At 43.9% G+C, this 13,668-nt stretch carries 10 protein-coding genes and 1 tRNA gene; 6 read left to right on the plus strand and 5 right to left on the minus strand.

The genetic code is table 11. The features are described from left to right. Positions 1-37 precede the first annotated feature (37 nt). The 3 genes from F6J90_RS15190 to F6J90_RS15200 all read right to left on the minus strand — a co-directional run bounded on the left by F6J90_RS15190 (position 38) and on the right by F6J90_RS15200 (position 7,219). A complete protein-coding gene (locus F6J90_RS15190) occupies positions 38-4,741 on the minus strand; it encodes a tetratricopeptide repeat protein (protein ID WP_293094973.1) in 4,704 nt (1,567 codons plus the stop codon). 196 nt (positions 4,742-4,937) lie between these two features. Further along, positions 4,938-5,378 carry a DUF6036 family nucleotidyltransferase gene (locus F6J90_RS15195; protein WP_293094976.1) on the minus strand — a complete coding sequence of 147 codons (441 nt, stop codon included), beginning with the start codon at positions 5,376-5,378 and terminating at the stop codon, positions 4,938-4,940. A 440-nt stretch (positions 5,379-5,818) separates the two neighbouring features. Further along, positions 5,819-7,219 carry a tetratricopeptide repeat protein gene (locus F6J90_RS15200; RefSeq protein WP_293094978.1) on the minus strand — a complete coding sequence of 467 codons (1,401 nt, stop codon included), beginning with the start codon at positions 7,217-7,219 and terminating at the stop codon, positions 5,819-5,821. Positions 7,220-7,408: 189 nt separating this feature from the next. Between F6J90_RS15200 and F6J90_RS15205 the strand changes: the two genes are divergently transcribed. Continuing rightward, complete coding sequence (locus tag F6J90_RS15205) at positions 7,409-8,749, plus strand: FAD-binding oxidoreductase (protein ID WP_293094981.1); 1,341 nt, start codon at positions 7,409-7,411, stop codon at positions 8,747-8,749. Between the two features lie 70 nt (positions 8,750-8,819). Here F6J90_RS15205 and F6J90_RS15210 read toward each other — a convergent pair. Then, positions 8,820-8,893: transfer RNA gene (locus F6J90_RS15210), tRNA-Val, on the minus strand. A 70-nt stretch (positions 8,894-8,963) separates the two neighbouring features. On the opposite strand from F6J90_RS15210, the gene F6J90_RS15215 reads away from it, so the two are divergent. From F6J90_RS15215 to F6J90_RS15230, 4 genes are all read left to right on the plus strand, one after another. Further along, a complete protein-coding gene (locus F6J90_RS15215; protein WP_293094983.1) occupies positions 8,964-9,209 on the plus strand; it encodes a hypothetical protein in 246 nt (81 codons plus the stop codon). Between the two features lie 186 nt (positions 9,210-9,395). Continuing rightward, the gene (locus F6J90_RS15220) at positions 9,396-9,899 is read left to right on the plus strand and encodes a DNA recombination-mediator protein A (protein WP_293094985.1); all 504 of its coding nucleotides are present in this window, start codon (positions 9,396-9,398) and stop codon (positions 9,897-9,899) included. 43 nt (positions 9,900-9,942) lie between these two features. After that, on the plus strand, positions 9,943-10,353 hold the full coding sequence (locus F6J90_RS15225; protein WP_293094987.1) for an MAPEG family protein: 411 nt from the start codon (positions 9,943-9,945) through the stop codon (positions 10,351-10,353). A gap of 241 nt (positions 10,354-10,594) precedes the next feature. Then, positions 10,595-11,086 carry a YajQ family cyclic di-GMP-binding protein gene (locus F6J90_RS15230; protein ID WP_293019468.1) on the plus strand — a complete coding sequence of 164 codons (492 nt, stop codon included), beginning with the start codon at positions 10,595-10,597 and terminating at the stop codon, positions 11,084-11,086. Positions 11,087-11,288: 202 nt separating this feature from the next. Here the strand turns inward: F6J90_RS15230 and hemL are convergent, their stop codons facing one another. Beyond that, positions 11,289-12,596, minus strand: a complete 1,308-nt coding sequence (gene hemL / locus F6J90_RS15235; RefSeq protein ID WP_293094989.1) for a glutamate-1-semialdehyde 2,1-aminomutase — start codon at positions 12,594-12,596, stop codon at positions 11,289-11,291. Between the two features lie 290 nt (positions 12,597-12,886). Here hemL and hisIE point away from each other — a divergent pair, with 290 nt between their 5' ends. After that, the gene (gene hisIE, locus F6J90_RS15240) at positions 12,887-13,537 is read left to right on the plus strand and encodes a bifunctional phosphoribosyl-AMP cyclohydrolase/phosphoribosyl-ATP diphosphatase HisIE (RefSeq protein ID WP_293094991.1); all 651 of its coding nucleotides are present in this window, start codon (positions 12,887-12,889) and stop codon (positions 13,535-13,537) included. The last annotated feature ends 131 nt before the right edge of the window (positions 13,538-13,668 follow it).

Consider the following 13,668-nt stretch of genomic DNA (forward strand, 5'->3'; position numbering starts at 1 on the left):
CCTAACCTTCAACCTGTTAACCTTCAACCTGTTAACCTCATAATCCATTACCAATTAAAATAAATGGTGCCCAATAAAAGGGATGTCCGAAATCATCCCCTACCTTGTTGGTAATTAAAGCAATTTGAGCTTGTCGGAGGGCTTCGGCTTTAGTAACCTTCCCCTGTTTCAAGACCTGATAAAATTTATTCATCAAGGCTTGGGTACCCTGGTCATCCACTGACCACAGGGATGCGATCGCAGCATCTGCACCAGCATTTTGCATCAGATAACCAAAACCGAGGATTTCTTTGCCATCTCCCAATTCTCCCCCTAAGCCGGTCTGACAGGCACTGAGCACTACTAAATCTACATTGGGGAAATTCCATTGTTCCACCTGGTCAATGGTAACGTGAGTGCCATCACCAAACAGAATAAATGAATCTTGTTTAGTTTTCTCGAACACAGCGTGGGTGGCTAGATGCACAATGGAATAGTCATTCATCTGATAAATGCTATCCTCATTAAACTGTTTATCGATGAATAGCTTAGTGTTGGGAAAGGTTTCTGCCAGACCCTCAACTTCTGGTTTGGTAAACGCTAAGGCTGGAAATTCATGCCGTTTATCCCCGATCTCAATAGTATGCTCTTTGGTGACCGCTGCCGCAAACACTTCTAACTGTGGTGTCGGTTTATTGTCTAGGGATGTTAGGCTCAGAGCAGTAATCTGATTAACTCTCAAACGCTCAATTAGCCATTGCTCGCCATCATAAAGTGCCCCTAGGGGAATATAGCGCAATTTGCCATCAGGAGCATAAATAATAGTTTTGGCATTAGCTTTGGCTAAGTCAGCTTCAATCGGTTTAATTAGCCAGTCGTACAATTGCTCGGCGGGAGGTCTGGCATTACGGATCGGAGTGGCGAGGAGTCTGCGGAAGTTTGTAATCGCTCTTTCCAGGTCTTTTTGTTTTACCTTAACCGTGCGGCGAATTGGGGGAGCATAAGGGGTGACTAGGACTAATTCCAAACGGTCTTCTAATACTAGGGGATAGAGAATAACCGCATCCTGTTCCAATTGCTGGAGTTGCTCTCGTAATCGTCGATCGTACTTCTTTAAGTCTAAGTTTTCTGCTTCTGTAGTTTCCCTCAACTTTGCCAAGCGAGCTTCTACTTCTGGACTCTTCAGGAAGTCTTGAAAATCTTTGGTTAGCTTAGCTTGATTTTTCCTAAGTTGAATGATTCGCTGTTGCTGGGTTTGGGTGCGCTTATCCCTAACAATAGTTTCCAGTTCACTGAGTTCTTGACCCAAGGCAATGGCTTGGTCGATAATCGGTTGGGTACCCTCGATGATTTCCTGTTCTTCCGTCAGTTCTGTAATGCCATCAACGGTATTATCATCCCCTCGCACATTACTCAGGTAATCCTGCAACTCCTGGACTTTCAGTAAATCGAGCACCCGTAGGGCTTCTAAGTTGCGATTTTGTTGGGTCAGTAAATCAGCCAAGCGGCGATAGTCTTGGGCAACAGTGTTGGTAAAAGATTGTTGTTGTTCAACCGGAAGAACTTTTAAGTCTTTGCGGATTCCTTCTCGGACATTAACCGATTGTTTGAAGAAGGTAATCGCTAATTCCGATTGGTTTTGGGTATCATACAACTTACCCATACCAGCCAGAATTTTCCCTTCCGTTAAGCGAGTGCCAAGAGTTCTGGAAAGGGCTAATGCTTGTTGATAAGCTGCTAAAGCCTGGGGATAGTTTCCTAGGTTAGTGTAAACTATTCCCATATGGTACAAGGTATCGCTAATCCCGGCTTTGAAGCCAGTTTTTTGATTAATCCCTAAGGCTTGCTGATGATAGTCATTGGCTTTAGTATACTCTCCCAGTTCTTCATAAACTCTTCCAATCCGATTCAGGGCTATAGCTTCATATAGGCGATGACCAATCTGTTGAGAAATAGCCAAGGATTGCTGATAGAATTGGAGAGACTTCGGATATTGTTTTTGTTTTTGGTAAACTTCTCCGATGTTAGTTAGGGTTTGCACAATCCCTTCCTTAGCCCCAATTTTGGTAAAAATGGCTTTAGCTTGGTTGAAGTAGTCCAAGGCTTGGGGATAATCTCCCAAATCCAGATAATTTCCGCCCATAGCGTTATAGGTGGTGCCAATACCAGCTTGGTCACCAATGTCTTGACGAATGGCTAGGGCTTTTTGATTATATTCTAGGGCTTTGGGATACTTTCCCCAGTGACTGTAAACTATTCCCATGTTGCCCAGGGTATTAGCTTCCCCTAAACGGGAGCCAATGTCTTGAAAAATAGCTAGAGATTGCTGTAAGTATTCTAAACCTCGGTCATACTCCCCTTGGTTACTATAAATTGTTCCGATATTGTGGAGAGTCTCACCAACTCCTCCCTTGTTACCAATGTCTTGACTAATTTTTAGAGATTGCTGATGATAGTTTAAGCATTTGGCATAGTCTCCCCAGCTACTGTAAACGCTTCCGATCCTGGCCAAAGTAATAGCTTCCCCTGAACGGTGTCCAATGTCTTGAAAAATAGTTAGAGATTGCTGGAAGTATTCTAATGCTTGAGCATACTCACCCTGACTATTGTAAACTCCCCCAATATTATTGAGGGTAAAAGCTTCCCCTAAGCGATCGCCTATTTCTTGAGAAATAGCTAGAGATTGCTGGAAGTATTCTAATGCTCGGTCATACTCACCCTGACTATGGTAAACTCTCCCAATATTATTGAAATTAGGAGCAACATTATCACGACCGTGATCGCCAAGCTCTTGGTTAATGGCTAAAGCTTGCTGATAATAGTCTAGAGCTTGGCTATACTTCCCTTGGTTGTCATATATCAATCCAATGTTGTTGAGTTGAGCCGCAATTGAGATGGAGTCGTTTAACCTTTTGCTAATGGTTAAGGATTGCTGTAAGTAATCTAGGGCTTGGTTATAATTTCCCCAATTGCTGTAAACTCCCCCAATATTATTGAGGATTCTTCCAGTAGTTTGCTGGTCATTAATTTCTTTGGCAATGGTCAAGGCTTGCTGGTAGTAATCTAGGGCTTGGTCATATTTACTCTGAAATTCGTAAACTTGCCCACTAAAATTGAGAGCATTTATTTCTTCAGAGCGGTCTTTGGTTTCTCGGGCAAGGGCTAGGAGTTGCTGATAAGACTCCAGGGCTTGCTGATACTTTCCTTCCCTGATTTGAGCTAGTCCAAGCTCTCCCAGGATACTTGCTTCAACCGAGGTATTGTTAAGTTTGCGGTAAATCTCTAAGGCTTGTTGGTGATAGTCTATGGCTTGGTCATGGTTGCCCAATTCATAATAAGCTTGCCCAATAATCCGAAGAATTGCACCTTCTGCCGTAGGATTTTCAAATTTTTGGGAAATGGCTAAGGCTTGTTGGTAATAGTCTATGGTTTGCTGATACTTTCCCTGTTTAACGGAAACATCTCCAAGATTAGTAAGGGTAATCCATTCCTGAACTTGATTTTCAACTTCCCGGTGAATAGCTAAAGCTTGCTGGTAGTAATCTAGGGCTTGGTCATACTGTTCTTGCTTTTGGTAAAGGTAAGCAATATTACCAAGGGTGGTGCTTTCCCCAGCTTGATTCTTAACTTCCCGGTGAATAGCTAAGGCTTGCTGATAATAATTGAGGGCTTGTTCATACTGTTGCTGTTTATCGTAAACCACGCCAATAGTATTCAGCGCAATTCCTTCCAGCTTACGCTTACCCAATTCTCGCCGAATAGCTAAGGATTCCTGGTAAACCTCCAGGGCTTTGACATACTCCCCTTTTTTGTTGTAAATCCCTCCAATCAAAAATAGAATATTCTGTTCTAATCCCCGAAAACCAGTTGGTTTAGTAATGGCTAATGCCAACTCCAGGGTTTCTAGCCCTTGATCCAATTCCCCTTGATTGTTATACAGTATTCCCTTCAAGGTCAGGGCTACACCTTCTCGTAATTGATAACCTTCTTCTCGACTCAGGGCATGAGCTTGTTCCAGAAACTCCCCAGCTTGGTTCAATTTCCCTGACTGGATGTAAGCTGAGCCGATAACATTGAGAGCGTAGGCTTGATAGTAGCGTGCTAGAATGCGTTCGCGTAGCGGCTCTTTCAGAGCATCGCTTTTGCCAGTCTTACCTACTTCTTTGATAATACTCAGACCTTGCTCTAACCTATCTAAGGCTTTGTCATACTCTCCTTGGGAGGAGTAAACTGAGCCAAGATTAACCAGTGCATAACCAATCCCAAGCTGATTACCTACTTCTTGGTTAATAGTTAGGGCTTGCTCCAACAATTCCAGAGCTTTAGCATAGTTTTCCTGACTTGAATAAACTGTTCCGATATGGGTCAGGGTTTCCCCTTCTTCCTTTCGCTCCCCTAGACCTTGACGGATTTTTAGAGCTTCTTGCAATGCTTCGAGGGCTTTGGTGTGTTGAGATAATAGATTGTAAACTTGTCCTAGGCCATTAAGAGCTTTAGCAACACCGGAAGAGTTTCCCAATTCCCGATAAATCGTTAACACTCGTTGATAACTCTCCTTGGCTTGAGGCAACTGACCTTTTACAAACTCTGACCTTGCCCGATCGAATAACTGCTCCGCTTGAGTGGCTTGGTCTGGAGTCGTTTGTGCCACTGCTGGAGCAACTCCCAGAGTTTCTGGAGCTAAGATCGGTGAGAGCAATAACAGTAAGGTAGCACTAGCTAGCTTGAGGCAAAATACAGGAATAGTAGAGTAAGTACCCATCGAAAAATCAGCCACTTGGTAGTTTCTTACTATATATCCTTAGGTAGTGGTACTTTTATGCGAATTGTACTAAAAAAGTTTTAAATTGGGTGAGGGAGTAGGCAGTAGGGAGTAGGGAGGGAGGCGTGGTAAGTGTGGTAGCTATGGGGAGATGGGGAGTCAGAAGGGTCAAACTGAATTTTAACAGGATGGATGTTCAATCTTGTAAATTTTCCACATCAGCTAAATCTTGTAACCTTCCTGATGCTTGTTTATTTTTTATAAGATTGTCTAAATCAATAAAATTAACCGATATATCGTCAATGATTACCTCGATTTTAGCCTGATAACAGGTTTCAAAATCTATCCCATCTGGAGTAGTAATTAAATCTATTCGATTAGGTGGATAACCTAATTGTATAATTTGGTCTGGTGTTTGGAAATCTTCAGCAGCTAACCCCAAACTACCAAAACCAAATTGGGTTAATGCTACCATCATTTTTTGAGCATTCTCTGGACTCATTTCTATCCAAATATCAATATCTTTGGTATAGCGAGGATGACCATGTACGGCTACTGCATAACCACCAATCACTAAATACTTTACTTGATTATCTTTTAATAATTGTATAAACTCTTTGAAGTCTTGGTTGAGCATTGTTATATTGATATTGGTGGTATTGCTTACGGATTATTTCTAGGGCTTCTAAGCGTTTTTTATAGGACTGTTTTCGCCAGTAGCTAAAATCGCTTTTTTGTTGCTTCATTTTAATTTTATTAACTACTTTTTTCATGATTTTAGTTATTTTTCCAGATTACAAATTAGTTTATAATAAAAAAATACTATCTCTGCCTAAAAATCCCTAATCGAGAGAGTTAGGTTATTATAACACTTCAAGAGGATGGCGTACTATGCTGGTAATTTACTCGGCTTTGGGGGATTGCTGCTCCCATTAACCCAAAATTTTTACCTCACCCAATTGAAAACCGGTATATAGCAGGGAGCAGGGAGCAGAGAGGGAAGTGTGGGCAGATGGGGAGTTAGATGAGCAACGGTCTAGACATGATGATTTACCCAATATTATTGACGGTAGTACTTTACCCTGAGCGTATACCAATGTCTTCAGCAATGGCTAAAGCTTGCTGGTAGTAGTCTAACGCTCGGTCATACTCACCCTGACTCTGGTAAACTGAGGCAATATTATTGAGGTTAGTAGCAACACGTACACGACCAAGATCGCCCAACTCTTGGTTAATCCCTAAAGCTTGCTGATAATAGTCTAGAGCTTGGGGATACTTCCGTTGGTTCTGATATATTGAGCCAATGTTGTTGAGTGTAGTCGCAATTCCTAAGGAGTCGTTTAACCTTTTGCTAATGGTTAAGGCTTGCTGGTAGTAATCTAGGGCATGGTTGTACTTTCCCCAATTGCTGTAAAATCCCCCAATATTATTGAGGAGGTTTGCACTAGTTTTCTGGTCATCAATTTTTTTAGTAATGGTCAAGGCTTGCTGGTAGTAATCTAGGGCATGGTCATACTTTCCCTGATAGTTGGAAATTTGCCCAAGAAAATTGAGAGCGATTATTTCTTGATAAGGCTCTTTGATTTGTCGGGCAATGGCTAGGAGTTGCTGATAATACTCCAGGGCTTGCTCATAGTTTCCTTGTCTGATTTGAGCTACTCCAAGCACTCTCAGGAGACTTGCTTGATGGGGGTAATTTTTAAGTTCTCGAAAAATCTCTAAGGCTTGTTGGTAGTAGTCTATGGCTTGCTCATGCTTGCCAACTTTAAAATAAGCTACCCCAATTTCCCAAAAATTTAGACCTTTTACAGTCAGATTTTCATGTTTTGGGGAAATAGCTAAAGCGTGTTGATAATAGTCTCTCGATTGCTGAGACTTTCCCTGTTTTTCATAAACCTGACCAAGATTAACAAGGGTGGTGCTTTCCCCAGCCTGATTCTTAACTTCCCGGTGAATAGCTAACCCTTGCTGATCATAATCAATGGCTTGGTCATACTGTTTCTGTTTATAGTCAACCAAAATAGTATTCAGCGCAATTCCTTCATGCTTACGTTTCCCCAATTCTCGCCGAATCCCTAGGGATTGCTGGTAAACCTCTAGAGCTTTGAGATACTTTCCTTTGTCGTTGTAAATCCTTCCAATCAGAAACAAGAGAGTATCTTCTAATCTCCGACTCCGAGTTGGTTTAGTAATGGCTAACCCAAGCTCCAGGGTTTCTAGCGCTTTATCCAATTCCGCTTGAGCAGTATACAGTATTCCCTTCAAGATCAGGGCTGCACTAACCTGATATTGATAACCCTCTTCTCGACTCAGGGTATGAAATTGCTCAACAAATTCCCGAGCTTGGTCTGGAGTCGTTTGTGCCACTGCTGGAGCAACTCCCAGATTTTCTGGAGCTAAGATCGGTGAGAGCAGGCACAGTAAGGTAGCACTAGCTACCTTGAGACAGAATACAGAAATAGTAGAGTAAGTAATCATAGACACACCGGTGACTTGACAGTTTCTTACTATATATATCTGTAGTTGGTGGCACTTTTATGCGAATTGTACTAAATAATTTTTCAATATCAAGCAACTTGATCTGATATGATGTCAAGATAATTACCCTTAATAAAAATTTCCCACACTCCCCGCGCCCCCGCCCCGCGCCCCCGCCCCAAACCTGTGATGACAACCCCACAAGCTATTGACTGGAATTCCCTAGCCTCGGAACTTACCGAAATAGAAATTATTAATGACCCGACCCAAGTCGCTAAATTATCCCTAGACTACTACCACTTCAGTCCCGTACTGGAATCCCAGCTTAAGGATAAACGGGGGGATATGGTAGTTCGTCCCACTACGGTGGCGGAAGTCCTGGAAATAGCTAGGGTTTGCGTTAAGTACAAAGCTCCCCTAACCGTAAGAGGCTCAGGCACTGGTAATTATGGTCAGTGTATCCCCCTCAACGGTGGTCTGATTCTTGATACTACTCGCCTGAATCAGATTAACTGGATTAAACCGGGTTTAGCCTCTGTTCAGCCTGGGGTCAAGCTAGCCGCCTTTGACAAAGAAGCTCATAAAATTGGCTGGGAATTGCGCATGGCTCCCTCTACCTATCGTACCGCTACTATTGGTGGGTTTATTGGTGGCGGGAGTGGCGGCATTGGTTCCATTACTTATGGAGTATTACGCGATCGCGGAAATCTTCATGCTGTGCAAGTGGTCACCCTCGAAGACCAGCCCCGTGTGATCGAATTACGGTCAGATCAGGTACAGAAGGTCAATCACGCCTATGGCACCAATGGCATTATCACTGAATTAGAAATACCCCTAGGGCCAGTTTATCCTTGGGCTGAAGTGATTGTAGTCTTTGATGACTTTATGACTGCTGCGAGATTTGGTCAAGCCTTAGGTGATGCCGATGGCTTGATTAAGAAACTGATTAGCATTCACGCTTGGCCAATTCCATCCTACTTTGCCGCTCTCAGCAACTACCTTCCCGAAGCTAAGCACTGTGCCTTGCTGATGATCGCAGAATCTTCCCTAGAACCATTCCAGGATTTAGTTCGGGAGTATGGTGGAGAAGTCACTTACCAGAAGACTGCCCTAGAAGCCAGTAAGGGAGTCAGCCTAGCAGAGTTCACCTGGAATCATACCACCTTACACGCCCGTAGTGTTGATCCCAGCCTCACCTATTTACAAACCTCATTTGTGAATCTGGAACAGGTGGAGCATTTTTATCAGCACTTTGGGGATGAAGTGATCATGCATTTAGAATTCATGCGAGTGGCAGGACAACTCATACCAGTGGGACTACAAATCGTTCGGTATAGTTCTGAAGACCGTTTAAATGAGATTATTCGCTATCACGAAGAGTATGGCGCTATGATTGCTAATCCCCACACCTACATCTTAGAAGATGGGGGTATGAAAACCGTTGATATAGAACAGTTGCGGTTTAAGGAAATAGTTGATCCCTATGGATTGATGAATCCCGGTAAAATGCGAGCCTGGGAGTCTCGGTAGAGTAAGGAGTGTGGGGAGATGGGGAGATAGGGAGTGTGGGGAGATGGGGATATGGGGAGTTAAAGAAATATGGACACAACTGGACTCGAACCAGTGACCCCCACGATGTCAACGTGGTGCTCTAACCAACTGAGCTATGCGTCCAAACCATTTATTATTATACCACACATTTACAATATAGCAATTCTCAGCAACCTTTGAGGGAAATTGCCTATTGCTAGCTTGCCTATTGCTAGCTTGCCTCTTGCCTCTTGCCTTCCCCTCCTGGGAGGGGTTAGGGGCTTACAAGGGTAGGTTTTTTACAAAGGGGCGAGTATGTACTTTTATTAAGTATAAATTCCTAAAAATATGTATTAAAATACACAATTATTTCCGGGATAATTCTCCCCATTTCCCGCTTTTCCCGATTCCCGACTCCCGATTCCCGACTCCCGATTCCCGACTCCCGACCCAAATGTAAAAAACCTACCCCTGTGAGGGGGTTAGGGGTGGGTTCCTCTTGCCTTCCCCTCCTGGTCGGGGTTAGGGGTGGGTTCCTCTTGCCTCTTGCCTCTTGCCTTTCCTTCAAATTCTTTTGAAGGAGGACATGACAGATTAGTTCTGCTAAAATATCCTGGTCGTTCAGCCTTTACCAGCATCTTTATCTTTGAGTCAACCAATAGAGACCGCCAGTATCGATACATTAGCCCAGGAACTCGCAGCCATACAGCAAACTGGTTCTAAGCGAATTGCCTTGTTGGGTTCACGTCACGTTCCGATCACCCATCAGAATCTAATTGAGATGATGAGCTATGCCTTAGTGCAAGCCGGTAATCGTCTGATTACCTCTGGTGCCACTGGAACCAACTTAGCTGCCATTCGAGGTGCTATGCGAGCCGATCCCTCATTGCTAACGGTAATTTTGCCCCAAAGTCTTCAGCGACAACCACTGGAATCCCGAAAATACTTGGAGAAGGTAATGCATTTGGTGGAAAACCCCCAAAATGATACCTTGTCTCTCGCTGAAGCTAGTGCCTTGTGTAATGCCGAAATTGTTGCCCGGTGTCAGCAGTTGATTTGTTTCGCATTCCATGATAGCCGTACCCTCCTGAACACCTGTAAGGAGGCGGAACAGCAAAGCAAGGTTGTTACTCTGTTCTATTTTGATTAATTGTAATTAATTTTGATTAATTTTGATTAGTGTGAGCTAGACTATGCATCTATCCGGTTCGGGAATTTTACTTTACTGTATTGTGGGGGCAACGGTTTTAATCTATCTACCATTTCTGGTAGTTGGCTACAGCCGTTTCAAACTAGGCTATGACAAGAGTGCCCCTCGCGCCATGTTTGATAAGCTACCGCCCTATGCCCAACGAGCGAATTGGGCACATCAGAACTCCTTTGAAACCTTTATTGTATTTAGCGCAGCCGCTTTGATGGCCTATATAACGGGTCAGAATTCAACCCTCGCCATCGGGTGTGCGATCGCATTTGTAATTGCCCGAGTCTTCTACTCGGTGTTTTACATTCTCGATATTCCCTTGGGGCGATCGCTGATGTTTGGCATCGGCTCTCTTTCCACTGGTACTCTGTTTGTTCTGAGTCTAAGCAGCGTCAGTGGCTAGACCAGATCAAGTCCACTTGCTTCGGGCCTTGATAGTTTTGGTTGTTGGTCATTTGTCTTGAGAGCCACCAGGTTGAGCCACCTCCCCAAGACTTATGGGCTTATTCAAGACTGATGCTACCGGGCTTGATATCAATAGGTTTAAAAATTTTGTATAGGGTGCAACAAATTTCCATTTTGGTTTTAAGCTGTTAGATAGTGAGTCACTATTGCTCACGGCCTACCGCTGACCGTTATTAATTATGGCTAGTACCTATTCTTTTGATATTGTTAGTGACTTTGATCGACAAGAGTTGGTCAATGCTGTGGATCAAACTATTCGTGAAATCAAAAGTCGTTACGACCTCAAAGATACTAAAACCACTGTTGAATTAGGAGAAGAATCTATCACCATCAATACTGATAGTGAATTCACCCTAGATGCTGTGCATACTGTTATTCGTACCAAAGCCGCGAAACGGGAACTTTCGCAAAAAATCTTCGACTATGGTAAAGTAGAATCAGCTAGTGGTAATCGTGTCCGCCAAGAAATCACGCTAAAAAAAGGCATTAGCCAAGAATATAGTAAAAAAATCACCAAATTGATTCGAGATGAATTTAAAAAAGTACAAGCCTCGATTCAAGGTGATTCAGTTAGAGTATCTAGCAAATCTAAGGATGACTTACAAGATATCATCCAGCGGTTGAAGCAAGAAGATTTGCCGATTGCTTTGCAATTTACTAACTATCGCTAAGTAAGCATTCAGCTATCAGCCGTCAGCCGTCAGCCGTCAGCCGTCAGCCGTCAGCTGTCAGCCGTCAGCTGTCAGCTTATTTTATTCAAAAGCACATCAAGTAGTGTGGCACAGGCTTCGACGCTGGGAGGCATAAGCTGATAGCTGATAGCTGATAGCTGATAGCTGATAGCTGATAGCTGAATGCTTAAACTCTAGACTACTATGGCTTGATACCAGAGATGACTTCCTTAGCTGCTGCTAATGTGCGGTCAATATCCTCCTCGGTGTGAGCTAGGGAAGTAAATCCTGCTTCAAACTGTGAGGGTGCTAGGTAGATCCCACGCTCTAACATGCCCCGATGGAAAGGAGTGAATTTGGCTAAATCAGAGGTTTTGGCATCATCGAAGTTGTGAACAGGAACACCAGTAAAGAACATGCCAAACATAGCGCTGATGTAACCACCAGTAGTGGCATGACCAGCATCTTTAGCAATTTGCAGTAATCCCTCGGAGAGCTTTTTAGTAATACTATCTAGCTGTTCATAGGTACCCGGTTTCTTCAGTAACTCCAGGGTTTTAATGCCTGCTGTCATGGCTAGAGGATTCCCAGAAAGGGTTCCGGCTTGATACATTGGCCCTGCTGGTGCCACCATGGACATGATATCCTTTCGTCCGCCATAGGCTCCCACGGGCAAACCACCACCGATAATTTTCCCTAGGGTAGTCAAGTCAGGAGTGATGCCAAATTTTTCCTGAGCACCACCGTAGGCAATCCGGAAGCCAGTCATGACTTCATCAAACACCAGTAAAGCACCATGGTTTTGAGTCACTTCCCGCAAGCCTTCAAGAAAACCAGGTACAGGAGTGATGAAACCAGAATTCCCCACCACAGGTTCTAGGATGACCCCAGCAATCTCATTGGGATATTGTTCAAATAAAGCTTTAACGGCCTCTAGGTCATTATAGGTAGCGGTTAAAGTATTAGCAGTGGCCGACTTAGGAACACCAGGGGAATCCGGTAAACCTAGAGTAGCCACTCCAGAACCAGCTTGTACCAGCAGCATATCAGCGTGACCATGGTAGCAGCCGGAAAATTTGATAATTTTGTCCCGTCCTGTGAAGGCACGCATCAGGCGCAGCACTGCCATACAGGCTTCGGTGCCAGAATTAACAAACCGCACCATTTTAATACTAGGAACGGCGTCAATCACCATTTCTGCTAGCACGTTTTCTAGAGCGGAGGGAGCTCCAAAACTGGTACCCTTGTCTAGAGCCTCGTGCAATGCCCCAATAACTTCCGGATGAGCATGACCGCAAATGGCTGGTCCCCAGGTACCTACATAGTCAATGTATTGGTTTCCATCTACATCCCAGATGTATGCTCCTTCAACTCGGTCAAATACAATCGGTTCTCCCCCTACTGATTTAAAGGCTCTGACTGGGGAGCTGACCCCTCCTGGCATTAGCTCCTGGGCAGCGCTGAAAATTTCTTGTGATTTGGTGGTTTTAAACGAGGTAGTGCTAACCAAAATAGTCTCCTAATATTAATAGTGTACGGGTTAGTTGAAAATAAGGGAAAAGGCGATCACCCCATTACCCCCCTTAAACAGGGCAATAGGGAACTTCGGCTCAGGGAACTTCGGCTCAGGGGCAATACTGGACAAGAGATTATTATCCTATGGAGCCAGATCCCTTTTAACTTTGTAAAGAAAGAATGCAGATTTAGTGATCAATTGGATGTCAGGGGTGGTATCTTGTAGGGTGTATCTCATTAAAGCTGTTTGACCCGCTGGGTGTTTCAATCTGTTGCCCTAAAACTATGTCAGTATCTGAACCGACTTCGATTAACCAAGCTATCCCAGTTGACCAAATTCGCTACAACGATCAAGGACTAGTGCCAGCCATTGTCCAAGATTACCTAGATGGTACGGTACTAATGATGGCTTGGATGAATCGGGAGTCATTGCAAAAAACCCTCGATACAGGAGAAACCTGGTTTTGGAGTCGCTCTCGTCAGGAATTGTGGCACAAGGGTGCTACATCTGGGCATTTACAAAAGATAAAATCTATCCGCTACGACTGTGACAGTGATGCTTTACTGGTGACGGCGGAACAAATTGGTGATATTGCCTGCCATACCGGTGAGCGTAGCTGTTTCCATCGAGTGGGGGCTAAGAAAGTAGACCCTCCAGCAGATACCTTGTCTCAGTTGTTTGAGATAATTTGCGATCGCCGTGACCATCCCGTAGAAGGGTCCTATACCTGTAAGTTGTTGAACGGTGGGGATAATAAGATTCTTAAAAAAATTGGGGAAGAAGCGGCAGAAGTGGTAATGGCGTGTAAGGATGATGACCCGGATGCGATCGCATCTGAAGTAGCGGACTTGCTCTATCACACCCTAGTTGCTATGGCTTACCATCAGGTTGATGTACCGGATGTTTATCGGAAATTGCAACAGCGCCGTCGATAGTGTTGGGAAAAAGAGAATTGGTGATTGGAGCAGATTTTGATCACAGGGGGAAGCCAAAAGCCTAATCGCGTAAGCTTTTTTCGACCAAACCCGGTAAACTTGGCCAGGTACTGTTAACCATAGATAACTAC

Origin of the sequence: Moorena sp. SIOASIH, assembly GCF_010671925.1 — a bacterium.
Classification (GTDB): Bacteria; Cyanobacteriota; Cyanobacteriia; order Cyanobacteriales; family Coleofasciculaceae; genus Moorena.

Excerpts from the sequence above, each read along its gene's own strand:
- F6J90_RS15190 (WP_293094973.1), bottom strand. The coding sequence starts at position 4,741 with ATGGGTACTTACTCTACTATTCCTGTATTTTGCCTCAAGCTAGCTAGT.
- F6J90_RS15195 (WP_293094976.1), bottom strand. The coding sequence starts at position 5,378 with ATGCTCAACCAAGACTTCAAAGAGTTTATACAATTATTAAAAGATAAT.
- F6J90_RS15200 (WP_293094978.1), bottom strand. The coding sequence starts at position 7,219 with ATGATTACTTACTCTACTATTTCTGTATTCTGTCTCAAGGTAGCTAGT.
- F6J90_RS15205 (WP_293094981.1), top strand. The coding sequence starts at position 7,409 with ATGACAACCCCACAAGCTATTGACTGGAATTCCCTAGCCTCGGAACTT.
- F6J90_RS15225 (WP_293094987.1), top strand. The coding sequence starts at position 9,943 with ATGCATCTATCCGGTTCGGGAATTTTACTTTACTGTATTGTGGGGGCA.
- F6J90_RS15230 (WP_293019468.1), top strand. The coding sequence starts at position 10,595 with ATGGCTAGTACCTATTCTTTTGATATTGTTAGTGACTTTGATCGACAA.
- hisIE (WP_293094991.1), top strand. The coding sequence starts at position 12,887 with ATGTCAGTATCTGAACCGACTTCGATTAACCAAGCTATCCCAGTTGAC.